The organism is Streptomyces sp. AK08-02, from assembly GCF_033795085.1.
GTDB classification, from domain to species: Bacteria; Actinomycetota; Actinomycetes; order Streptomycetales; family Streptomycetaceae; genus Streptomyces; species Streptomyces echiniscabiei.
The window spans coordinates 292,529-315,942 of record NZ_JARAZV010000010.1 but is presented as its reverse complement, the minus strand read 5'-3'; the positions used below and the strand labels follow the sequence as shown (position 1 = coordinate 315,942).

The window sequence follows — 23,414 nt, the reverse complement described above, 5'->3', positions numbered from 1 at the left end:
CGTGGTCACGCGCGTACGCGCGTTCGGTCATTGTCCACACCGCCCGCACCGCGACGACATCCGCACCACGACGACATCCGCGTCACGACCACCGACAATGACCCCATGAGGATCTCGGCGCGGGCGGACTACGCGGTACGAGCGGTGCTGGAGCTCGCCGTACGGCAGGAGGAGGCCGCCGTGAAGGCGGAGGCCGTCGCCGCCGCCCAGGCCATTCCGCACAAGTTCCTGGAGGGCATCCTCGGCGATCTGCGGCGCGGTGGGATCGTCGACTCCCGGCGGGGCGGCAACGGTGGCTACCGGCTGGCGCGCCCCGCCGCCGAGATCACCGTCGCGGACGTCGTCCGGGCCGTCGACGGGCCCATCGTGTCGGTGCGCGGCGAACGGCCGACCGGCCTCGCCTACACCGGCCCCGCCGAACCGCTGCTGCCGCTGTGGGTCGCGCTGCGCGCCAACGTCCGCAAGGTGCTGGAGGGGGTGACCTTCGCCGATCTGGCGGCGGGGGAGCTGCCGGAGCCGGTGCGGGGGCTGGCGGCGGAACCGGCTGCCTGGGAAAACCCGTAAATGTTCTAAATTTCCAGCCTTTCAGGGCGTTTTATTTTGCTCCATTGGAGCGCTTGTAAACCACTGGGACGGGTGGAATTCCAGGTTGGTTGTTGACGGCCATCACTCTCCCGATACCTTGACCTCGACATGTGCATGTAACGGGTGGGGCCTAGGTGAAGGGTGTGCGGACGGGGATGAGTCTGCTGAGATCGCGTCGAGGGTGGGGCATCGGGGCCGTAGTGGCCGCCGGAGTGTCCGGGGTTCTGATCGTGCAGGGCATGAGCGGCGGCGGTGCGGACAGCGCCGCCGACGACGGCAAGCCGGTCTCCGGGCCGATCGCGAGCGAGGAGTACGCGGCGGCCCTCAAGGTCGCCGCCGACGGTGGCTCGGCGACGCTGGCCAAGCGGGACGCCAAGCCGTTCAGCATGCTCGGCGTCACCTGGTCCGACCCGTCCGCGAAGATGGCGGGCAAGGTCGAGGTCCGTACCCGGGACGCAGGCACCGACAACTGGTCGTCCTGGCTGGAGCTGGGCACGGACAGCGGACCCGGCGAGGAGGGCGCGACCCGCGCCGGTACCGAGCCCGCGTGGGTCGGCGCGTCCGACGGCGTGGAGGTCCGGGTCGACGGCAAGGCGTCCGCCGAGCTGCCCAAGGGGCTGCGCGTCGACATGATCGACCCCGGCACCTCCTCGGTCACCGACCTGGAGCCCGCCGGCTACGTGGCCGCCGCGAGCACCGAGTCGCCCGACGCGACGATCTCGCCGGAGGTCTCGGAGTCTCCCTCGCCGACGGCGACGGACTCGGCGTCCGCCTCCGAGTCCCCGAGCACGCCCCCCACGGTTCCGCCCACCGAGTCCGAGTCGCCGAGCAGCGCGCCCGAGACGACGCCGCCCGCGACGACCTCGGCCCCGGCCACACCGACGACGGCCCCGCCGAGCACCGGCCCCACGGCTCCGCCGTCCACCGCCGTCAAGCCGCCGATCACGCTGCGGGCGGGCTGGGGCGCGGACGAGTCGATGAGCCCCGAGGCGCCGGACTATCTCACCGGCGGGATCAAGGCGGTGGTCGTCCACCACACCGCCGAGACGAACGACTACACGTGCGACCAGTCCCCGGCGCTGATCCGAGGCATCTACACGTACCACGTCAAGACGAACGGCTGGAAGGACATCGGCTACAACTTCCTGGTCGACAAGTGCGGCACGATCTTCGAGGGCCGTAAGGGCGGGGTCGACAAGCCGGTCTTCGGTGCGCACGCCTACGGCTTCAACAGCCAGACCACCGGTATCTCGGTCCTCGGCAACTACAACCTGGTCGACCCGCCGACCGCCGTGCTGACCTCCGTGGCCCGCCTCGCCGCCTGGAAGCTCGGCCAGTACGGTGTCGACCCGGCCGGTACGACCACGCTCACCGCGGGCGCCGCCGGGACCAGCCAGTACAACTCCAGGACGTGGAAGACGGGCGACCAGCTCAGCTTCCCGACCATCCACGGCCACGGCGACGGCTACGCCACCGAGTGCCCGGGCACCAAGCTCTACGCCCAACTCCCCACCATCCGCGGCTACGCGGCGGGCCCGGTCACCGGCCTCACCCTCAAGTCGGTGACGGGAGCCGGCGTTTCGGGTACGCGGACGTACACCAAGTCGGCGACAACGGTCAGTTGGTCGGCGACCACACCCGCCGCCCTGATCGAGAAGTTCGAGGTGCTGGTCGACGGCAAGGTCGCCGCCACCACCGCCGGTACGGCGACCTCCGGGGCGGTGAACCTGGCGCTCGGCACGCACTCCGTGGCCGTACGGGCCACGCACATCTCCGGCAAGGCGACGACCACCGCCGCCGCGACCGTGGTCGCCGAGACGACGGCGCCGACCTTCACCACCGCGCCGAACCTCTCCCTCACCACCGGCACGGTGAACACGACGGCCGTCCCGGTCACCCTGAAGTGGAAGGCCACGGACTCGGCCGCGCTGAAGGAGGTACGCCTGACGGCCCCGGTCGCCAAGACGTACGGCCCGACGGTCACCAGCGCCAACCTGACCGCCAACTCCGGTGCGGCCACGACCTGGTCGATGACGGCGTACGACCAGGCGGGCAACACCAGGGCGGCCGCGGTCGCCGGTACGCCGGTGATCCTCCAGGAGACCTCGGCGACCCGTACGGGCACCTGGACGGCGAAGTCGTCGACCAGCTACCTGGGCGGCAAGTCCTTCTCCAGTTCGGCCAAGAACGCCTCGATGACCTGGACGTTCACCGGCCGCTCGGCCGCCCTCGCGGTGTCGCGGGCCTCGACGTCCGGCCAGGTCAACGTCTTCGTGGACAACGTCAAGGTCGCCACGGTGGACCTGAAGTCGGCGACGACGAAGTACCGGGACGCGATCTGGACGAAGACCTGGAGCGCGAGCGCCAAGCACACGGTCAAGATCGTGGTCGTCGGCACGAGTGGCCGCCCGGCGGTCACGACGGACGGCCTGGTCTACCTGAAGTAGTTTCGGCTGAAGTAGTTCCGGCCGCCCGACCGGCGGCTCTGCGAGGGCGGCCCGAACGCACACTCACCGTGCGTTCGGGCCGCCCTCGCTTTCTCCCCGTCAGCTGTCGACGCCCACGGTGAGGGTGGCCTTGTACCCGTCGGAGACGCTGGAGCCGAGTGCCGTGAGCGTCAGCAGGCCGGAGGACGCGCCCCCGTCGTCGTAGATGCTGTCGTTGGAGAGGGTGGTCTCCGAGGTGGTGTTCGCCGAGTAGGGGGAGGTCGCCTGGACCGTCTTGTTGATGGCCTCGTCGAAGAAGAGCTGGCCGGTGTGGATGACCTCCCCGCCGGTGTACGAGGTGTCGGTGAGCGTGACGTCGGTGTGCACCCGCATATGGACGTGGACGGCGCGGGAGACGTAGTGGCCGGGCCAGATGGACGTGATGGTGCACTGGCCGTCGGCGTCGGTCAGCTGGCCGCCGCGCAGGAAGGTGCCGTTGTCGTCCTCCTGGTGGCCGTTTCCGCCGACGAAACCGGAGTACTCGCCGAGGTGGTCGCAGTGCCAGATCTCCACGAGGGCGCCGGCGAGCGGGGCACAGTCGTTGGCGACGTCGACGACGGTGAACGTGTACTGGACCTCGAAGCCTTCCTTCTCCTCGCGGATGTCGGCGCGGACGAGAGCGCCGTCGAGGGAGTACGGGCCCTCGGTGACCTCGGCGTTGAGGACACAGACGCTGCTGGTGGTGGAGGAACTGTCCGCCGAGGAGGTGGTGACCGTCGAGGACTTCTCGGCGGGGGTGGTCGGGCTGGCGGAGGCGAAGCCGGCCACCGCGAGCCCGCCGACGACCGCCGCGGTGCCGCCGCCGATCAGGACGCGGCGCCGCTGGACGGTCTTGCCGAGCCGGTGTTTGCCGACGGAACCAACAGTTCCGGATGTGTCGGAGGAGGCTTCGGGGGCGTTGTTCCGGGGGTTCGTGTTCTCTGTCATGTCCCGGAAACTTAGGGGCGTACCTGAGGATTTCCTTAAATCGCGGCTGTGAACGCCCTGGGAACCAACCGCTCAACTCCGGTGGATTGGGGCAGAGTTGGGGCACACTCCGCGTGGCGTGACGTTGGCTGTGGGTTACATCGACGAGGGAATCAGGCCGTGCGTGGCCGGGGATTGGCCGGGGATCGACCTGGCTGGTAACTGCCCCGCAACCTATGCTGCGACCGCCCCGCCTACACAGATCCTTCACTGCTCAATCACAGGCTGGGTGCGGGGATGGCGTGTATTTGGCATGCCCATGACCGCGTGTGACTGCTCGACGCGTGATTCTCACCCCCCACTGCAACACCGCGATGAAAGAGGGAGAAACATGGCTGGTGGTCTGATTGTGAGCGGCGCGGTAGCCGCTCTGTTCGCCGCTGCGATACCCGCCCAGGGTGCCGGGTCGTCCTTCGACAACCCGCCCCCGGACAAGATCGTCATCACCGTCGCCACGGTGAACGGCTCCGGCTGTCCCGCCGGTACGGCCGCGGTGGCCGTCTCCGGCGACAACACCGCCTTCACCGTCACCTACAGCGACTACCTCGCCCAGGTCGGCGGCAACTCCGACCCGACGGCGTTCCGCAAGAACTGCCAGCTCAACCTGAAGGTGAAGGTCCCGGCCGGCTTCACGTACGCCATCGCCAGCGCCGACTACCGCGGCTTCGCCTCCCTCCAGCGGGGCGCGAGCGCCATCCAGCGGGCCTCGTACTACTTCCAGGGCTCGTCGAGCACGGCCTTCCGTACGCACTCGTACAACGGCCCGCTCAACGACAACTGGCAGGCCACGGACGTCACGGACTGGGCCCAACTGGTCTACGCGCCCTGTGGGGTCGAGCGGAACTTCAACATCAACACGGAGCTGCGGGTGAACGCCGGCACGTCGACGGGCACCAGCTTCATGGCGATGGACTCGACGGACGGCGACATCTTCACCAAGTACCACCTGGCGTGGCAGCCCTGCCCGCCGAAGTGAAGGCCGTAGGGGCTGTGCGGGAGCTGTAGACCCACCCGGCCTCGAGGTGCCGGCAGGGGGTGTGGACACGGCGGCGGCCGTGTCCACACCCCCTGTTGTGGTGAGCTACGCCGGTGAGGCCGGCGTCAGCTGCTTTCCACGCCCACGGTCAGCGTTCCCGCGTACCCCGCCGAGGTCGAACTCCCCAGCGCGGTAAGGGTGAGCAGGCCGGAGGCGGCGCCGCCCTCGTCGTAGATGGAGTCCTGGGCGAGGGTGGTGCGGGTGACCGTGTTGGCCGCGTACGTCGAGAGCGCGGCGACCTTCGCGGTGATCGTCTCGTTGAAGAACAGCTGGCCGGTGTGGAGTTCCTGGCCGCCGGTGAACGAGCCGTCGGACGTGAGCGTGACGTTCGTGTGCACCTTGAGGTGGATGTGGACGCAGCGGCCCCGGTACCAACCGGGGTACACCGTGGTGATGTTGGCGACGCCGCTGGAGTTGGTCAGGACGCCGCCGCGCAGGAAGGTGCCGTTGTCCGGTTCGGAGTGGCCGTTGTTGCCGACGAAGCCGGAGTACTCGCCGAGCGCGTCGCAGTGCCAGATCTCCACGAGCGCGTTGGCGAGGGGCGCGCAGGTGTCGTCGTCGACGACGGTGAGGGTGAGCTTGAGGGGGATGCCGGTCTTGCTCTCGTGGATGTCGGCGCGGACGTACTGGCCGTCGAGGTAGTAGGGGCCTTCGGTCATCTCCTTCGTGAGGGTGCAGACGGCTGCGGCGGCGACCGGGGCGGTCGTGTCGGTGGTGGGGGCCGGGGATTCGGGCGCGGCGGCGGCCACGGCCAGGGTGGCGGCCGTGGCGCCAGTCGCGATCAGTACGGTGCGGCGTCTGATCGAGGTGGGGGGAGTTTCCGAAATCTCTGTCATGAACACGGCAACATAGAGAGGGTTGCTGTCTGTGAGCTAGGTGTTTGGCAAAGTGATGACTCGTCAAGTCTCTTGTGAGACACAGACCTTGCGCGAGGTTCAGCTCCAGCTCGCCGTCGGCCAGCTCGGCGGGCCGTACGGCACCGGCCGCCCCATGAAGGCGTCCAGGATGATCCGATCACCCAGCGGCCGGTCCAGCACGACCTTCACCTTCTTTTCGAGCATGACGGCGGCGCAGGCCCCCTCGTAGTCCCCGCCCGCGACGGTCGCCGAGAGCACCACGCTGCCGTCCGTCTCCAGCGCCTCCACGCGCGGGCCGTCGTCGCAGGACCCGTGCTGCGCCACTACGGTGACGGTCCGCCCGTCCTCGGACACCTCCACCATCCTGGGAAGTAGCTGGAGTTCGGTGGGTGATTCCCCGAGCTCCCCGATCGGAGGCTTCGGGAGCTTCGACGGTTTGACGGCGACACGCTTCAGCGGCTCGTCGTACCCCTCCAGCGTGAACAGCCAGGCGGGTACGGTCGCCGGGCCACGACCGGTGGCGATCGTCATCTCGCCCAACTTGGCGCCGGTGACGGTGAGATGGGGGTCAACGGAGCTGCTGTTACGGTCCAGGGCGGTGTATGTCCGCCGTGCGTCCAGCAGGGGGAGGGCGAGCGAGCCGCCGCCCTCCCACTTCACCTGGCCCTTCTCCGGTGCGGTGGTGGGGAGTCGGCCGCTCAGTACGTAGTTCTCCAGGTCGAAGGCCTTCTTGTCGGCGTCGCTGTGGAAGCCGCTGGCGGGAGCCTGGGCCGGCTCGCCCATCGGGTGGTAGCCGCTGCGCCATGCCTTGGCGGCCTCGGAACCGTCCCAGGCGTCGGCGACCTGCTGGGCGCGGCCCGCCGACGGCGAGGGGGATTCCCTGCGGTCGGGCAGGGTGCCCGGCCTCGCCTTGTCGCCGCCGCAACCTGCCGCGAACAGGGCGGTGGTGAGCGTGAGAACGAGGGCGAGGCGGGTCGTGGTGCGGGTGGTGTGTGTGCGCATGGGTCCCCCCGGAGCTGATGCTGTCGGGACTGTGACGCCGTGGGCCCGGGTTCCGTTCGGTTCCGTGGGGAGACGGTCTCAGACCCTGACGGCGTATCCGACGAAGTCGGCCCAGGTGGTGGGGGAGAGGGTGAGCTGGGGGCCGGCCTTGTCCTTGGAGTCCCGGATGTGGATGGTGCCGGGGCGGGTGGCGACTTCGACGCAGTCGTCGCCGGAGCCGCTGCTGTACGTGGACTTGCGCCAGGAGAGGGCGACTTCGACGCAGTCGCCGGAGCTGCTGCTGCTGTAGCTCGACTTGAACCAGGTCGGTCCACCGGTGCTCATAGTTCCCCTCGCATCCGCTCCAACAGGCTCAGGGAGTCTTCAAGCGTGAGAGCCTGTGCACGCATCCTGGCATATCGCTGCTGGAGCACGCTGATCACTTTGGGGTCGGAGATGAGTTGGCCGGTCTCTGGGGCTTCGGTGTAGGCGTACCAATTGTTTTCCTGGGTTTCGAGAAGTCGCATGGGCCCGTGCAGTCCGGCGTGCGACTCGCGTACCAGCGGCATGACTTGGATCTCCACGTTCCGCAGCCGCGCGATCTGCAGTACGTGATCGATGAGTTCCCGTGTGACGTCGACTCCGCCGGTGCATCGCCGGAAAAGGTGCTCCTCCAAGAGGAAGCCGAAGGCGGTGTTCGGACGTTCGTGCAGCAACTTCTGGCGCTTGGCGCGTGCGATCCAGTTGGCCTCGATCTCCTCGTCGGTCAGCGGTGGCAGTTCGTCGACGAACAACTGCCGTGCGTACGCCTCTGTTTGCAACAGGCCTGGGAGCATGCGGCATTCGTAGCTGTACAGGGAGATTGCCTTCGCCTCCAGCAGAGCCCACCGCCGGAACCACGCAGCCAGCCCCGGCTGCCGGTTCACGAACTCCGCTGCTTTCCTCAGCGCCCCCGTGTTGCCCAGCACCTTGTCCGCCCGATCCACGAACTCGGGATCGGCCAACCGCCGCCCCAACTCCACCGAAGCCACTGTGTGTTCGGAGTACCCGATGACCCGCCCCAACTCCTTCCTGCTCATCCCGTGGTGCTCGCGCAGTGCCTGCACAACCGCCCCGAACGTCCGCAGACTGGCCGAGGACTCCGGCTCGCCGCCCGTGTTCCCCCGCGTGCCCTCAGTCATCGTCGGCCACCTCTCGCGCACTCACCCCGCCGCACACACCCGATCTGCTCATGGTCACGTGCGGTGACGAGTACTGTCCAGTCCGTAACCGCGTACGCTGTCCCGGCGTACACGGCTCCGACCTGGTGAAGTGGGACTCGGGCCCGGCACATTGGGCCCATGAGCGCACCCTCGGCCCCTCAACGCCCGGTTACCGTACGTATGTTCACCCAGCGCCTGAGCGCCACCCCGCGCGGCGCCCGCCTCGCCCGGCACCTCGCCGTGGGGCAGCTGGACGCCTGGGGGATCCCGTACGGCTCGGACGTCTCCGAGGCCGTCGCGGTGATCGTCGGTGAGCTGGCCGCGAACGCGGTGACCCATGGGCGCGTCCCCGGGCGGGACTTCGAACTGCGGCTCGTTCTCGTCACCGGCAGCGTGCGTGTGGAGGTCACCGACAGCCGCAGCGGGCCGCGTCCGCCGGGACCGAGGGACGTACGCGCCGCGTCGCCCCTGGCGGAGTCCGGGCGCGGGCTGGTCATCGTCGACGCGGTGGCGGACCGGTGGGAGGTGCTGGACCGGGAGTCGCCGCCCGGGAAGACGGTACGGGCCGAGGTGGACGTACCGGGGTGGTCGGCGCTGGTGAGGCGGCGGGGGCTGGGAGAGGCGTAGGCGCACTCCGCCCGCACCACTGGGTGGTCCCTCCGGGCGACGCCGACCACTGAGTGTGCTGAGGCGCCTGGATCCGGCCGAGCTCAGCGCGGCCGGGTTCGCCCTACCTGACATCCCTCCTCGTACGGCGGACCCTGAACGGTATGCCCTCCGGCGTGTCCCCGGTGTAGGCCCCTGGGCGGGCCGCGCCCGCTGTCTCAGCGCTGTTCGAGGCTGTCGAGCATCCGCTGGGGCAGTTTCTGCTCGATGCACAGGCGGCGGACGTCGTCGAGGGACAGGTAGCGGCCTTGGGGACCGTCGCGGCCGATCACCTTCAGGAGTTGCGGGAACTCCCCGTTCATGAGTTTGCGGTCGATGCGTCGGCGGTGGCCCCGGGCGCGCTCGTAGTTCGCCTCCATGTAGCGGGTGATCTCGGCGAGGTCGAGGCCGCGCTCGGTACCGCCGTCGGGTCGTTGCTTGTCGCCGGCGAAGGTGTCCAGCCGGTCGAGTTCGCTCTCGTCGACCTGGGCCTTCACATCGAGGATGCGCGAGCCCGCCCCGTGTTTGTCCAGGGGGCCGTCCCGCAGCGCGTTCAGCTGTACGCCCTGCCGGGCGTTACGGACCAGTTGGGTGGGGCTGAGCCCGTTGGCGAGCAGTGCGATCAGCCGCACCGCCCTGTCCGGCAGGTCGGAGTCGCCTTCGCCCGCGGCGGCGACCCGCACGATCGTGCCGGCCGCCGTGGGCAGCGGCACCACACCGTCGTCCAGGAAGTCGTGTGCGACCAGAGCACGCAGAAACGGGCACGGATTGCCCGCCGAGACCTCCGCCATCAGGGTCCTCGCATTCTGGGCCGATGCGGCCCGGTTGTGCGCGCATGCCCCAACCCCGGCGACCGTCGGAGCAGGACGTGCGGCGTGCACTCAGCCGTTTCGATGGTGCTGTGGGGGGTCCGGGAGATCGCGAACAAGAATAACCGGAACCTTGTCCTGAGCGCTGACCGAGCCGAACTGAGCTGGGCTGAGCCGTTGTCCGAGACCTACGAGTACGTCGTCCTCGGCCCCCTCCTCGTACGGCGGACCCCCGAACGGCATGCCCTCCGGTGGGCCCCATGGCCGACGCGCACGCCGAGGTACGGATGCCCGAGGTGGAGGAGCACCTCGACGACACGTACTTCTACTGGACCGGCGAGACGAAGGATTCCTCCGCCTTCTGCCACCGGGTGCACAACCCCGTCGTACTCATCGAGTACGACGCCCGGTCGCCCCTCGGGTACGCCCACACAGCAGCACATCCACACCGTCATCGGGACCCCCAACGGGGGCGACTACGGCGTAGACCTGCTCAGACTCCACCTGGAGCACGATCACTGATCCCTGGGCCGAGTGCTCAGCCCGCCTGCCCCATCCCCGCCGCGTTGGGCCAGCTCTGGGCGGCCGGCCAGCCCGTTGCCGGGGCCGGGGTGAGGCCCGGGCCGGTGGTGCCGCGGACCTGGGCGGCCGTGAGGCCGTTGCGGGCCGGGACGCCGGACGGGGTGGGCTGCTGCGGGACCATCGGTTGCTGGCCCATCGGCTGTTGCTGCTGAGGCTGCTGCATCTGAGGCGGCTGCTGCTGCATCTGCATCTGCGGCTGGGGAATCTGGGGCTGCGGGACCGGTTGCGGTTGCTGCGGCTGCATGGGCGTCTGCATGCCCTGACCGCCGTAACTCTGAGCGCCCCCGCCGCCGTAGCTCTGGGCGGACATCGCCGCCGGCATCTGCATGCCGGAGCCACCGGACTGCATGGCGGCCGGCATCTGCATGGGAGTCGGCATCTGCATCGGGGCGGCCATGGGGGTCGGCATGCCGGTACCGGCTGCCACGGCGGGTGCGAAGCCGCCGGACATACCGGTACCGAGGGCCTGAGCGGCTAGGCCCGGCATACCGCCCCCGTTGGTGGCACTGACCAGCCTGTCCACCGCCGCCGTGCCCGAGCTGTAGTTGGTCCCTGCACTCAGCTCGGGTACGGCGGCTCCCTTCCTGGTCCCGTAGAGCACCTGTTCCAGGCCGGACACCAGGCGACGTACGTCCACCTGGGGGCGCACCACGAGACGCAGGAAGCGACTGGACGAGCCGATCTTGTTGCCGCACTCGCGGACCAGGATGCGATGCTCGGTGAGCATCCGGTCCCGGACCACGGTGCCCTCGGCGCCGACGGGAAGGCGCACGAAGAGGAAGTTGCCCTGTGACGGGTAGACCGTCAGACCGGGCAGGGAGGAGAGCTGGCTCGCCATGTCGAGGCGGTCGCGGCGCACCTGGTGGAGGCTCTGCATGTACTCCTGGCCGTGCTCCTTGAGCATGAACACCACGTACTCGGCGAAGGCGTTGAGGTTCCACTTCGGCAGCATCGAACGGACGCGGCCCGCGAGCGACGGGTTGGCGACCATGTAGCCGAAGCGGATGCCGTGCAGACCGAAGTTCTTGCCGAGGCTGCGCAGGACGATCACGTTGGGGCGGATCATCGCCTCCTGCACGACGCTCGGTTCGGCCTCCGCGTCGGCGAACTCCAGGAACGACTCGTCGATGATGATCAGGTCGAGGTCGGCCATCGCGTCCATGAACTGCACCAGCGCGTGCTTGTGCAGGAAGCCGCCGTCGGGGTTGTTCGGGTTGCAGATGACGGCGACGCGGGTGCCGCGCGCGCGGATGAACTCGGCGTACTGGGCGAGGTCGAGGTTGAAGCCGCTGGACTCCTGGAGCGGGAACATGTCGACCCGCTTGCCGGTCTCCATGGGCTGGTCGGTCCAGCGGCCGAAGGTGGGGACGGGGACGGCGAGGGACTCACGGACCAGCAAGTGGTCGATCCAGGTGATCAGTTCGGTCGAGCCGTTGCCCATCGCCACGGCCTGCGGCGGCAGTTGGAGCAGGTTGCACAGCTCGGCGGTGATCGTGTCGGCGCTGCTCGGGTAGTACGTGATGATGTCGCGCAGTCGCGCGGCCATGGTGTCCATCATGGCCGGAGTGGGGAAGTAGGGGTTACACGGGATACAGAAGTCGACCGGGCCGGTCCCGTCGCTCTCTCGCGCGAGCGCAGCCATCGAGGGGCTGTGCGCCGCCGTGCTGCGAAAGAGCGAGGTGACGTTGTCGGCCATGGAACCTCCGTATGTGGCGGACCCGTTGGGGAGGACGGGTCCTCCGGCTCAGGGTGGCCCGCGCGGGGGAGCGCGGGCCGTCCCTGAATACGGATGGCTGTGGGTCGCTGTTCAACCGCTGTGGTTTCGACGGAAAATTGTGAAGCTCCTGTGAAACCGGTCGCTGATGTGACTCTGGGTAACAGGGGTCATGCGTCGAATGAGTCGAATGAGTGCACTGTCGTCGTGCGATAGGTCCGGCCCGGGTGCAGCACCGTGGACGGGAACTCGGGCCGGTTCGGTGAGTCCGGGTGGTGCTGGGTCTCCAGGCACAGCGCGTCGCCCTGGCGGTGGATCGTGCCGCCGGTGCCGACGAGGGTGGCGTCGAGGAAGTTGCCCGAGTAGAACTGCAGGCCCGGTTCCGTGGTGGCGATTCTCAACGTACGGCCGGACGCCGGGTCCTTGAGGGTGGCCACGTGCTCGGGCTCCGCGGTGACGCCCTTGTCGAGCACCCAGTTGTGGTCGAAGCCCTTGGCGTACAGCAGCTGTTGGTCGGCGGCACGGAGGTCGGCGCCGACCGTCTTGGGCGCCCGGAAGTCGAAGGGGGTGCCCGCGACCTCGGCGAGCTCACCGGTGGGGATGAGGCCGGCGTCGACGGGGGTGTAGCGGGCGGCGGCGATCTCCAGCTCGTGCTCGTTGATCGAGCCGCCGCTCTCGCCGGCCAGGTTCCAGTAGACGTGACTGGTGAGGTTGACGATCGTGATCCGGTCGGTGGTGGCCTCGTAGTCGATACGCCAGTCACCGTCCCCGGTGAGGGTGTAGGTGACCTTCGTGCTCAGCGTGCCGGGGAAGCCCATCTCGCCGTCGGCGCTGGTGTGCCGGAGGACCAGGCCGACGTCCGGGCCCTGGGTGAACGGCTCGACGTCCCAGACGGCCTTGTCGAAGCCCGCGCTGCCGCCGTGCAGACTGTTGTCGCCGTCGTTGACGGACAGTTGGTACGACGTGCCGTCCAGCGTGAACCGGCCCTCACCGATGCGGTTGCCGTACCGGCCGATCAGGGCGCCGAAGTAGGGGCTGGAGGCGACGTAGTCCTCGATCGTCCCGAAGCCCAGGGAGACGTTGGCGTACCGGCCCTCGCTGTCCGGGATCTCCAGGGACTGCACGATCCCGCCGTACGACAGGACCTTCAGACGGGTGCCGCCGTTCTCCAGCGACCAGCGGTGGATCTCCGTCCCGTCGGAGAGTTTGCCGAAGAGTTCCTTCACCGGGTGCCTGCCTTCCAGAACCACGTACAAGACATGTACAAAAGCCGACGGGTCCCGCGGACAGTCGTCCGCGGGACCCGTGACAAGCCGTGTCTACGAACCGACCTTGCGCTTGTTCCACACGTCGAACCCGACCGCCGCCAGCAGGACCAGGCCCTTGATGACCTGCTGCCAGTCGGTGCCGACACCGACGAGGTTCATACCGTTGTTCAGGACACCGAGGACCACACCACCGATGATCGCGCCGAGGACGGTACCCACACCGCCGCTCATCGACGCGCCGCCGATGTACGCGGCGGCGATCGCCTCCAGCTCGAAGTTGAGCCCCGCCTTGGGCGACGCCGCGTTGAAGCGGGCGGCGAAGACCAGGCCGGCCAGGGCGGCCAGCATGCCCATGTTCACGAAGAGCAGGAAGACGACCTTCTTGTCCTTCACACCCGACAGCTTGGCCGCGGGCAGGTTGCCGCCGATGGCGTAGACGTGCCGGCCGATGATCGCGTTGCGCATCACGTAGCCGAAGCCGACGACCAGGGCGCCGAGGACCAGCAGGACGATCGGGGCACCCTTGTAGCTGGCGAGCAGGAAGGTGACCGTGAGCACGGCCGCGCAGATCGCGACGAGCTTGAGGATGAACAGGTTCATCGGCGCCACGTCGAGCGCGAACTCCTGCTGCCTGCCCCGGTCGCGGAACTCCTGGAACACCACGAACGCGAGAAGGGCGAAGCCCAGCAGCAGCGTGAGGTTGTGGTAGTTGGTGTCCGGGCCGACCTCGGGGAGGAAGCCGTTGGAGACCTTCTGCAGGCCCTCGGGGAACGGGCCGAGGGTCTGGCCCTTCAGGAAGATCTCGGTGAGACCGCGGAAGACGAGCATGCCCGCCAGGGTCACGATGAACGACGGGATGCCGAGATACGAGATGAAGAACCCCTGCGCGGCACCGGCGGCGGCGCCCACGGCGAGACACAGCAGGACGGCCAGCGGCCACGCTATGTCGTTGTCGACCATGAAGACGGCGGCCATCGAGCCGACGAACGCTGTCAGTGAGCCCACGGACAGGTCGATGTGGCCCGCGATGATGATCAGCATCATGCCGATCGCGAGGATCAGGATGTAGCTGTTCTGCAGCACCAGGTTGGAGACGTTGCGCGGCAGCAGCAGGTCGCCGTTGGTCCACACGGCGAACAGCGCCACGATCAGACCGAGGGCGATCAGCATGCCGTACTGGCGCATGTTGCGGCGCAGGCCGTCCAGCACCAGCTGGAGCAGGCCGCCGCCCGCCGCGGTTCCGCTCTTGCCGGGCGGCGCGGGGGCCGGGGTCTTGGCGGTCACATCCGTGCTCATCGGTTTACCTCTTTGTCCTTCGTCATCTGACGCATCAGCGATTCCTGCGTGGCCTCGGCACGCGAGAACTCACCCGTCAGCCGTCCCGCGGCCATCGTGTAGATGCGGTCGCACATTCCGAGCAGTTCGGGCAGCTCGGAGGAGATGAAGACGACCGCCTTGCCCTCGGCCGCCAGTTTGTCGATGACCGTGTAGATCTCGAACTTGGCACCCACGTCGATCCCGCGGGTCGGCTCGTCCAGGATCAGCACATCCGGACCCGTGAAGATCCACTTGCTGAGGACGACTTTCTGCTGGTTGCCGCCCGACAGCTTGCCGACCGGCTCGAAAACGGTCGGGGCCTTGATGTTCATGGACTTGCGGAAGCCTTCGGAGACCTTCCGCTCCTCGTGCTCGTCGACCACACCGTGCTTGGTGACCTTGTCCAGGGCACTGAGCGAGATGTTGCGGTTGATGGTGTCGATGAGGTTGAGGCCGTAGTGCTTGCGGTCCTCGGTGACGTACGCGATGCCGTGCTTGACCGCCTCGGAGACGGTCTTCGTACGGATCTCCTTGCCGTCCTTGAGGACCGTCCCGTCCGTGTACCGGCCGTAGGTGCGCCCGAAGACGCTCATCGCGAGTTCGGTGCGCCCGGCGCCCATGAGGCCCGCGATACCGACGATCTCCCCGCGCCGCACGGAGATCGACACGTCGTCGACCACCTTGCGCTGCTGGTCGATCGGGTGGTGCACGGTCCAGTCGCGGATCTCCAGGGCGGGCGCGGTGCCCTCCTCCGGGTGGTGCGGGGTCCGCTCCGGGAAGCGGTGTTCGAGGTCGCGGCCCACCATGCCGCTGATGATCCGGTCCTCGGTGGTCTCCGCGGCCTTCACGTCGAGCGTCTCGATGGTCTGGCCGTCGCGAAGGATGGTCACCGAGTCGGCGACCGTCTCGATCTCGTTCAGCTTGTGGGAGATGATGATCGAGGTGATGCCCTGATCCTTCAGTCCCAGGATGAGATCCAGGAGCTTGCCGCTGTCCTCGTCGTTCAGGGCGGCGGTCGGCTCGTCCAGGATCAGCAGCTTCACCTTCTTCGCCAACGCCTTGGCGATCTCGACGAGTTGCTGCTTGCCCACGCCGATGTCGGCGACCCGCGTCTGCGGGTTCTCGTCGAGCCCGACCCGCCGCAGCAGTTCGGCGGCGTGGCGCAGTGTCTCGTTCCAGCTGATGAACCCGCGCGTGGCGTGTTCGTTGCCCAGGAAGATGTTCTCCGCGATGGACATGTACGGCACCAGGGCCAGTTCCTGATGGATGATCACGATGCCGCGGTGCTCACTGGCTCTGATGTCCTTGAAGGAGACGACCTCTCCCTCGAAGAGGATGTCCCCCTCGTACGTGCCGTGCGGGTGGACGCCGGAGAGGACCTTCATCAAGGTCGACTTGCCGGCGCCGTTCTCGCCGCAGATGGCATGGACCTCGCCCTGACGGACGGTCAGTGTTACGTCCGACAGCGCTTTGACGCCGGGAAAGGTCTTGACGATCGAGCGCATTTCCAGGACGGGTCCCGCCATGGTCGTGCCTGCCAATCTATGGAGTGCGGGGGTTAGTTGAGGTCGCCGGCCTTGATGTAACCCGAGTCGACGACGACCTTCTGGTAGTTCGTCTTGTCGACGCTCACCGGGGTGAGCAGGTAGGCGGGAACGACCTTCGACCCGTTGTCGTACGTCTTGGTGTCGTTGGTCTCCGGCGTCTTGCCGGTGAGCGCCGCGTCCACCATGTTGGAGGCCACCTTGGCGAGTTCGCGGGTGTCCTTGTAGACGGTCATCGACTGCTCGCCCGCGATGATCGACTTGACCGAGGCGACCTCGGCGTCCTGGCCGGTGACGATCGGCAGCGGCTTGTTCTTGGAGCCGTAGTCGTCCGACTTCAGCGAGGACAGGATGCCGATGGAGATGCCGTCGTACGGCGAGAGCACCGCGTCGACGCGGTCGGTCTTGTACGCCGCGGTCAGGATGTCGTCCATGCGCTTCTGCGCGGTGCCGCCGTCCCAGCGGAGCGTGGTGACCTGGGTCAGGGCGGTCTGGCCGGACTTGACGACGAGCTGCTTCTTGTCGATGTACGGCTGCAGGACGTTCATCGCGCCGCCGAAGAAGTACTTCGTGTTGTTGTCGTCGTTCGAGCCGGCGAACAGCTCGATGTTGAACGGGCCCTTCTTCGAGCCGTCCTTGAGGCCGAGCTTCTCCAGGATGTAGTTGCCCTGGAGCTCGCCGACCTTCTCGTTGTCGAAGGACGCGTAGTAGTCGACGTTCTTCGTGCCGAGGATCAGACGGTCGTAGGAGATGACCGGGATCTTGGCGTCGGCGGCCTGCTGCAGCACGTTGTTCAGCGACTTGTTGTCGATGGCCGCGATGATCAGGGCCTTGACACCCTTGGTGATCAGGTTCTCGATCTGCGAGACCTGCTGGTCGGGGTCGTCCTCCCCGTAGACCAGCTGGGTCTTGTAGCCCTTCGACTCCAGGTCCTTGACCACGTTGGCGCCGTCGGCGATCCAGCGCTCCGAGGACTTGGTGGGCATCGCGATGCCGATGGTGCCGCCCTTTGCGCTGTCCCCGCTGGTGTCGCTGCCACCCTCACTGTCCTGGCCACAGGCGGAGAGGGAGAGGGCGAGCACGGCCGAGGTGGCTATGGCGGAGAGTGCGGCTCTACGAGTACGCATGATCATCATCCTTGATGTCGTGAGGCCAGGAGCGGTCTGGCGGGTCGGGCGCCCGGTCGGTGATGCGAGCGATCCCGGAGAAGAGAGAGTCGTGTCGGAGTCTGTGCGACTGCGTCGTCTTTTGTTAAGGGCGTTGTCCGTAACGTTATGCAGGTGTTTCGAACCGCTTCAGATCGCCGGGCAGCCGGGAGCCGAGCGGCGCCATGTCGCCGTCCGCGCCGTGGCGTGCGAGCAGGTCCAGGGCGAGCCGGCCGCGCCGCACTCTCTCCTTGGCCGTGTTCAGGGCCAGATCGCGCAGGTGGTTCCCGTAGGGGTAGATCCCCGGAGCCTTGGACAGCCCGAACTTCAGGTAGAGCGGCGCGCCGCGCCTGATCAGCTCGGCCACCTCGTACATCCGGATGTAGCCGCCGAGATCGTCGGGCGCCTCGATGTACATGTCCATGGGAGCGGCCGACACCCGCCGGATCTCCGTGAGGTGATCGAGCGTCAGGTCGCTCGGCACGTTGATCGAGTCGCCGCCGAGGTTCTCGTACACGGCGTACGCGGCCGGGTTCACCGGTCCGATCAGCGCCGACACCTTGAGGGTCGTCTCGGCCGGGATGATCCCCGCGAGCCGCGCCCGGTGCAGGGCCCACAGCACGCCCTCGTCGGCGACGAGCAGGCACTGCACACCCAGCTCGGTCGCGCGCACCGCGTCCTCGACACAGCCGGCGACCGCGTCGTGACCCCGGGCACGCAGCCCGCCGCCCTTGGAGTCGGTACGGGTGGAGCCGCCGATGTCCCAGGTGCCGCGCGGCCCGGTGAACAGGCAGAGCTCGATGTCCCGTTCGGCCGTCGCCTCCACCATCTCGGTGATCTCGGCGTCGGTCAGCATCCAGATACCGCTGCCCTGGCTGACCCGGTGGATCGGCACATCGAGGCGCGAGGACTCCTTGAGGACCACACCGAGGGCCTCGGGACCCTCCACGGAGGGCACCTCGGTACGCCAGCGACCGCCGCCGGGGAAGGCGTGCGGAGAGGCGTCGGCGGGGTCGAGGGCGGGCGCACCCAGGCCGAGCGCGGCGAGCGCCGGCTCTCCGGGGCGTCGGGCTGCGGAGGCGTTGGTGTCGGTCACAGTCTGTCCTTCAGGATCGGCAGGTCCGGCGGATTCGCGAGGTCCGGCAGGTTCAGCGGGTTCGGTATTTCGGACGAGGTTCGCGGCTCTGGTTGCACAAGACTTTGGGTGTACGCCGGTACGGAGTCGTCAGGTACCCCGTACCGGCGTACGGCTCAGGGGTGTGTCATGGCCGCAGCAGGACCTTTCCGACCTTCGGGTCGCCCGACCCCACCAGCTCGATGGCCTGCGGAAACTCCTCCAACGGCAGCTCGTGCGTGACCAGCGGCAGCGGATCGAGGAGCCCGGCCCCGAAGACCCGTACCGTGTGCGCCCAGGCGTCCGGCGCCGCGCCGAACACCGTGTGCACCTCCAGCTGCCGTACGACGAGGTCCGTCGGGTCGAGCCCGTCCGCACCCGCCGCCGGGATCCCCGTGAGGACCAGCCGGCCGCCGCGCCGCAGCAGGGACGCGGCGGTGACCGCCGCGTCCGCGGACCCGGCGGTCTCGATGACGACGTCGAAGTCTCCGGGGAGTTCCTGGTCCTTCGTGAGGAAGGCCGTGGCGCCGAATTTCTTCGACAGCTCGGCCCGGTCCGGACGCGTCCCCACGACCAGCAGCTCGGACGGCGAGCCCGCCTTCAGGAACTGAATGGCGAACATCCCGAGCGTGCCCGTGCCCACCACGGCGACCCGCTCACCCGGAACGGCGTTCGCCTTGAGCGCGGCGGCCGCGATGCACGCGGCCGGCTCCAACAGCGCAGCCGCCGTGAGATCCGCGTCCTCGGGCAGAACGTGCAGCAGACGGGCGGGCAGCGTCAGGGTGGTGGCCATCGCGCCGGGCTCGGTGAACCCGGTCTCCTCGTACCCGGCCGTGCACAGCGTGGTCTCGCCCGCGTGACAGCGGTCGCACACCTGGCAGTTGCGGAAACCCTCGCCAACCACCTTGCGGCCTACGAGAGTTGAAGGAACCCCCGCGCCGACCGCCGCCACCGTGCCGGACCACTCGTGACCCGGTGTGAGGGGGTAACGGACGTATCCCTCGGGCCTGTTGCCCTGGTAGACCTCGCGGTCGCTGCCGCAGATCCCGACGGCGTGCACCCTGACGAGGGCCTCGCCGGCCTCCGGCTGACGAGGCTCGTGCGGCACCACTCGGTGCACGCCCGGAGCCTCGATCACCACGGTGCTGCTCACTCGGTCCCCTTGGGCTTGCGCTGCTCCCAGCCCTCTGCCCAGAGGTCGAACCGTGCCTGCTGCTGCGGGAACTCCGCCGCCGCGTCCACGTCCAGCTCGACACCGAGGCCGGGCTTGTCGGAGAGGTGGAAGTAGCCGTCCACGACCTCAGGGGCCCCCGAGACGATCTTCTTGATCTCCGCGTCCGCGAAGTCGTTGAAGTGCTCAAGGATCTTGAAGTTCGGGGAGGTGAACCCGACCTGGAGGGAGGCCGCGGTCAGCACCGGTCCGCCCACGTTGTGCGGCGCGACCAGCGTGTAGTGGGTCTCGGCGGTCGCGGCCAGCTTGCGGGTCTCCCAGATGCCGCCGATGTGGCCGACGTCGGGCTGGATGATGTCCACGGCCTGGCTCTCGAAGAGCTCCCGGAACTCGATCCGGTCGTGGATCCGCTCACCCGTGGCGACCGGGATGTCGACCTTGGCGGCGACCTTCTCCAGCGCCTTCAGGTTCTCCGGCGGGCACGGCTCCTCCAGCCACGCGGGCTTGAAGGGCGCCAGGTCCTTGGCGAGCCGGACAGCGGTCGAGGGCGAGAAGCGGCCGTGCATCTCCAGCATCAGCTCGGCGTCCGGCCCGATGGCGTCACGCACGGCCTCGATCAGGGAGACGGCGTACATGCTCTCCGCGTGGTCCAGCTCGAAGTGGCCGGTCCCGAAGGGGTCGATCTTGAGCGCCTTGTAGCCGCGCTCCATGACGCCCTGCGCCGCCTTGTGGTACGCCTCCGGGGTGCGTTCGGTGGTGTACCAGCCGTTGGCGTACGCCTTGACCTTGTCGGTGACCTTGCCGCCGAGCAGCTGCCACACGGGGACGCCGAGGGCCTTGCCCTTGATGTCCCAGCAGGCCATCTCGATCACGGCGATGCCGGACATCACGATCTCGCCGGCCCGGCCGTAGTCGCCGTACTTCATGCGCTTGACCAGATCCTCGACAGCGAACGGGTCGGAGCCGAGAATGTGATTCGTCTGCGCCTCGTGCAGATAGCCGAGCAGTGCGTCGGTGTGGCCCAGCATGCGGGTCTCGCCGACGCCGGTGAGTCCCTCGTCGGTGTGCACCTGGACGTAGGTCAGGTTCCGCCACGGCGTCCCGACCACGTGCGTGCTGATTCCCGTGATGCGCACGGTACTCCCTCGTCCTCTTGGTCTGTTCGAGATTTCGTCACTTGTTCGAAATGCTGTCGCGACAGTAAGGATGCTTCGGGCGGAGTGTCAATGGGTCGAACAAACAACCCTGCGCGTGTCTTGGACAACAGCCATCCGTTCCCACATCTTCGCGGCGACACCCCTCCTGGCCTTGGCACGGCGCGTTATCCAACCGTGACAGCCTCCCTGGCGCAGCCCTCTTGACCGCCGTCGATTGTTAGCGCTCACAATGACCTCCGCATTCATCAGTCGTCGACCAACGGCATCCGGGGGAAACATGAGCGTCATGTCACCAGTGCCCCAACTCGCCGTTCCCCCCGACGCCTTACGGCTCTCCGGAAGCCCGGAGTGAGGCCGGCGGCGCGGAGACGACCGCCCGTATCGAAGGACTTATCCGCAGACGACCGCCAGGGAGGTGCAGCCGTGACCCAGTCGCAGACCAGTTTTCAGCCCCACGCACAGCTCCGGCCGCCCACCATGGCCGACGTGGCACGCCAGGCCGGCGTGTCCCACCAGACCGTGTCCCGCGTACTGGGCGACCACCCCAACGTGCGGGACGAGACACGGGCCAGGGTGCTGCAGGCCATCGAGGAGATGGGCTACCGCCGAAACTCCTCCGCACGGGCGCTGGCGACCCGGCGCACCCTCACCCTGGGTGTGGTCGCCTCCAACACCACGCTCTACGGGCCGGCCAGCACGCTGTTCGCGCTGGAGGAGGCGGCACGCGCCGAGGGGTACCTCGTCTCGACGGTCAGCCTGCGCGAACTGAACGTCGAGACGGTGTCCGAGGCCATGCACCGGCTCAGCGAGGGCGGGGTGGAGGGAGTGATCGCCCTCGCCCCGCAGCGCTCGGCGGTCGAGGCCCTCACCGAACTCCGCCACCCCTTCCCGGTGGTGGCCGTGGGCACCGGCTCCGGGGTGGAGATCCCCAGCGTCAACGTGGACCAGCGACTGGGCGCGCGGCTCGCCACCGGCCATCTGCTGGCCACCGGCCACCGCACGGTCTGGCATCTCGCCGGGCCCGAGAACTGGCAGGAGGCGGTGGACCGGGCCGACGGCTGGCGCACGACCCTCGAAGCGGCGGGCATCGACCCCCCGGCGCCGCTGCGGGGTGACTGGAGCCCGCTGTCGGGCTATCGTGCCGGCCAGCAGCTCGCGGGCTGGGTGGGCCGCGGTCTGACCGCCGTCTTCGTCGCCAACGACCAGATGGCCCTGGGGGTGTTGTGGGCGCTGCGTGAGGCGGGCGTACGCACTCCCCAGGACGTCGCGGTGGTCGGCTTCGACGACATCCCGGAGTCGGAGTTCTTCGCGCCGCCGCTCACCACCGTCCGGCAGGACTTCTCGGCGGTCGGCAAGCAGAGCATCGCCCTGCTGCTGGACCTGATCGAGGGCCGGTCCCCGTCCGGGACGTCCCGGGTCGCCATCGAACCCCAACTCCTCGTCCGCGCCAGTACTTTCCCCTACGCCCCTCAGTCGGCGACCGCTCCCGGCTGAGGGGGAACGACCGGTTCGAAGATCGTTCTCACCCCATCAGGGTGGCCGATATCTCGAACAATGATCGACAGGTTGGACGTTTCGTGACCTGTCACACCGAGCCCCACGAGTACCAAAACGCACCACCGGCACCACTGGCACCACCTGTACGACCAGCACCCCCCATGAGCACCACCAGCACGACGAGCACGACGAGTACCAGCGGGCCCATCACCGGGCCGGCGGCTCTTCAAAGGAGAAGACACATGCTCAACAGAAGGAACTTCCTCACCGCGGCGGTCGGCGTGGCGGCTGCGACGGGCCTGGCGGCCTGCGCCAAGAAGGACGACGGCGACTCCACCAGCTCCGGCGGTGACGGCAAGATCGTCCTCGGCTTCTCCCAGGTCGGCTCGGAGAGCGGCTGGCGCAGCGCCAACACCGACTCGGTGAAGGCCGCCGCCAAGGAGGCGGGCTACAACCTGAAGTTCTCCGACGCGCAGCAGAAGCAGGAGAACCAGATCTCCGCGATCCGCAGCTACATCACCCAGGGCGTCGACGTCATCGCCTTCTCCCCGGTGGTCGTCACCGGCTGGGACGCGGTGCTCAAGGAGGCCAAGGCCAAGAAGATCCCGGTCGTCCTCACCGACCGCAGCGTCGAGACCTCCGACGAATCCCTGTACGTCACCCTGGTCGGCTCCGACTTCACGGACGAGGGCCGCCGCGCCGGCAAGATCCTTGAGAAGGTCCTGGAGAAGGCCGGCCACAAGGGTGCCGTGAAGATCGCCCAGCTGGAGGGCACCACCGGTGCCGCCCCCGCGATCGAGCGCGCCAAGGGCTTCAAGGAGATCATGGACGCCGACCACGCTTCCGACTGGAAGATCGTCGTCAGCCAGACCGGTGACTTCACCCGCGCCGGCGGCAAGCAGGTCATGGCCGCCTTCCTGCAGTCCAACCCGGACATCAACGTCCTGTTCGCGCACAACGACGACATGGCCATCGGCGCCATCCAGTCCATCGAGGCGGCCGGCAAGAAGCCCGGCAAGGACATCCTGATCGTCTCGATCGACGGCGTGAAGGACGGCTTCATCGCCATGTCCGAGGGCAAGATCAACGCCATCGTCGAGTGCAACCCGCTGCTCGGCCCCCAGCTCATGGAGGTCGTGAAGAAGGTCAAGGACGGCGAGACGGTCGAGCGCTGGATCAAGACCAAGGAGGGCGACTTCATGCAGGACCAGGCCAAGGCCGCGCTCCCCACCCGCAAGTACTGACCGACCGCACCCATCGGCAGGGAGCCCCCACCCGACCGGACCCTCCGTACGGAGGACGGTCCCGGGGGCTCCCTGCGGGCCTGAACGAAATCGT

The 23,414-nt window shown here is 68.2% G+C and carries 20 protein-coding genes and 1 pseudogene; 7 read left to right on the top strand and 14 right to left on the bottom strand.

Annotation, left to right across the window (positions count from 1 at the left end; genetic code table 11):
- Positions 1-105 precede the first annotated feature (105 nt).
- On the top strand, positions 106-564 hold the full coding sequence (locus PV734_RS22610) for an Rrf2 family transcriptional regulator (protein ID WP_319093216.1): 459 nt from the start codon (positions 106-108) through the stop codon (positions 562-564).
- 176 nt (positions 565-740) lie between these two features.
- On the top strand, positions 741-3,032 hold the full coding sequence (locus PV734_RS22605; RefSeq protein ID WP_319291255.1) for a peptidoglycan recognition protein: 2,292 nt from the start codon (positions 741-743) through the stop codon (positions 3,030-3,032).
- 99 nt (positions 3,033-3,131) lie between these two features.
- On the opposite strand, the gene PV734_RS22600 is transcribed toward PV734_RS22605, so the two are convergent.
- Positions 3,132-3,998, bottom strand: a complete 867-nt coding sequence (locus PV734_RS22600; protein ID WP_319291253.1) for an intradiol ring-cleavage dioxygenase — start codon at positions 3,996-3,998, stop codon at positions 3,132-3,134.
- 370 nt (positions 3,999-4,368) lie between these two features.
- On the opposite strand from PV734_RS22600, the gene PV734_RS22595 reads away from it, so the two are divergent.
- Positions 4,369-5,013: a DUF4360 domain-containing protein gene (locus tag PV734_RS22595; protein ID WP_319093213.1), complete on the top strand. Its 645-nt coding sequence runs from the start codon at positions 4,369-4,371 to the stop codon at positions 5,011-5,013.
- 125 nt (positions 5,014-5,138) lie between these two features.
- Here PV734_RS22595 and PV734_RS22590 read toward each other — a convergent pair whose 3' ends face one another.
- The 4 genes from PV734_RS22590 to PV734_RS22575 form a co-directional block, all read right to left on the bottom strand.
- Complete coding sequence (locus tag PV734_RS22590) at positions 5,139-5,909, bottom strand: intradiol ring-cleavage dioxygenase (protein WP_319093212.1); 771 nt, start codon at positions 5,907-5,909, stop codon at positions 5,139-5,141.
- A gap of 99 nt (positions 5,910-6,008) precedes the next feature.
- The gene (locus tag PV734_RS22585) at positions 6,009-6,932 is read right to left on the bottom strand and encodes a hypothetical protein (protein ID WP_319291250.1); all 924 of its coding nucleotides are present in this window, start codon (positions 6,930-6,932) and stop codon (positions 6,009-6,011) included.
- Between the two features lie 78 nt (positions 6,933-7,010).
- Positions 7,011-7,256, bottom strand: a complete 246-nt coding sequence (locus tag PV734_RS22580) for a DUF397 domain-containing protein (protein ID WP_319291247.1) — start codon at positions 7,254-7,256, stop codon at positions 7,011-7,013.
- Positions 7,253-8,092 carry a helix-turn-helix transcriptional regulator gene (locus PV734_RS22575; protein WP_319093208.1) on the bottom strand — a complete coding sequence of 280 codons (840 nt, stop codon included), beginning with the start codon at positions 8,090-8,092 and terminating at the stop codon, positions 7,253-7,255. Before PV734_RS22575 ends, PV734_RS22580 begins: the two co-directional genes overlap by 4 nt.
- A 159-nt stretch (positions 8,093-8,251) precedes the next feature.
- On the opposite strand from PV734_RS22575, the gene PV734_RS22570 reads away from it, so the two are divergent.
- Positions 8,252-8,740, top strand: a complete 489-nt coding sequence (locus PV734_RS22570) for an ATP-binding protein (protein WP_319291244.1) — start codon at positions 8,252-8,254, stop codon at positions 8,738-8,740.
- A gap of 197 nt (positions 8,741-8,937) precedes the next feature.
- Here PV734_RS22570 and PV734_RS22565 read toward each other — a convergent pair whose 3' ends face one another.
- Positions 8,938-9,549 (bottom strand): hypothetical protein, encoded by a 612-nt coding sequence (locus PV734_RS22565; protein ID WP_319093206.1) that lies wholly within the window; start codon positions 9,547-9,549, stop codon positions 8,938-8,940.
- Between the two features lie 278 nt (positions 9,550-9,827).
- Between PV734_RS22565 and PV734_RS22560 the strand changes: the two are divergent.
- Positions 9,828-9,956, top strand: a pseudogene (locus tag PV734_RS22560) (DUF3500 domain-containing protein); the annotation flags it as partial.
- 149 nt (positions 9,957-10,105) lie between these two features.
- Here the strand turns inward: PV734_RS22560 and PV734_RS22555 are convergent.
- The 8 genes from PV734_RS22555 to PV734_RS22520 form a co-directional block, all read right to left on the bottom strand.
- Entirely contained in the window at positions 10,106-11,845 is a 1,740-nt protein-coding gene (locus PV734_RS22555) for a histidinol-phosphate transaminase (RefSeq protein WP_319291242.1), read from the bottom strand.
- A gap of 188 nt (positions 11,846-12,033) precedes the next feature.
- A complete protein-coding gene (locus PV734_RS22550) occupies positions 12,034-13,119 on the bottom strand; it encodes an aldose epimerase family protein (protein WP_319093204.1) in 1,086 nt (361 codons plus the stop codon).
- A gap of 63 nt (positions 13,120-13,182) precedes the next feature.
- Complete coding sequence (gene mmsB, locus PV734_RS22545; RefSeq protein WP_319291239.1) at positions 13,183-14,427, bottom strand: multiple monosaccharide ABC transporter permease; 1,245 nt, start codon at positions 14,425-14,427, stop codon at positions 13,183-13,185.
- A complete protein-coding gene (mmsA, locus tag PV734_RS22540) occupies positions 14,424-15,974 on the bottom strand; it encodes a multiple monosaccharide ABC transporter ATP-binding protein (protein ID WP_319093202.1) in 1,551 nt (516 codons plus the stop codon). The genes mmsB and mmsA overlap by 4 nt, the downstream gene beginning before the upstream one ends.
- A 32-nt stretch (positions 15,975-16,006) precedes the next feature.
- Positions 16,007-17,125, bottom strand: a complete 1,119-nt coding sequence (gene chvE, locus PV734_RS22535) for a multiple monosaccharide ABC transporter substrate-binding protein (RefSeq protein ID WP_415924251.1) — start codon at positions 17,123-17,125, stop codon at positions 16,007-16,009.
- A 139-nt stretch (positions 17,126-17,264) separates the two neighbouring features.
- Entirely contained in the window at positions 17,265-18,233 is a 969-nt protein-coding gene (locus tag PV734_RS22530) for a hypothetical protein (RefSeq protein WP_319093200.1), read from the bottom strand.
- Between the two features lie 166 nt (positions 18,234-18,399).
- A complete protein-coding gene (locus PV734_RS22525; protein ID WP_319093199.1) occupies positions 18,400-19,404 on the bottom strand; it encodes a zinc-dependent alcohol dehydrogenase in 1,005 nt (334 codons plus the stop codon).
- A complete protein-coding gene (locus PV734_RS22520; protein ID WP_319093198.1) occupies positions 19,401-20,558 on the bottom strand; it encodes a mandelate racemase/muconate lactonizing enzyme family protein in 1,158 nt (385 codons plus the stop codon). Before PV734_RS22520 ends, PV734_RS22525 begins: the two co-directional genes overlap by 4 nt.
- Before the next feature lie 498 nt (positions 20,559-21,056).
- Between PV734_RS22520 and PV734_RS22515 the strand changes: the two genes are divergently transcribed.
- Complete coding sequence (locus PV734_RS22515) at positions 21,057-22,073, top strand: LacI family DNA-binding transcriptional regulator (RefSeq protein ID WP_319198784.1); 1,017 nt, start codon at positions 21,057-21,059, stop codon at positions 22,071-22,073.
- 245 nt (positions 22,074-22,318) lie between these two features.
- Complete coding sequence (locus PV734_RS22510; RefSeq protein ID WP_319093197.1) at positions 22,319-23,320, top strand: ABC transporter substrate-binding protein; 1,002 nt, start codon at positions 22,319-22,321, stop codon at positions 23,318-23,320.
- The last annotated feature ends 94 nt before the right edge of the window (positions 23,321-23,414 follow it).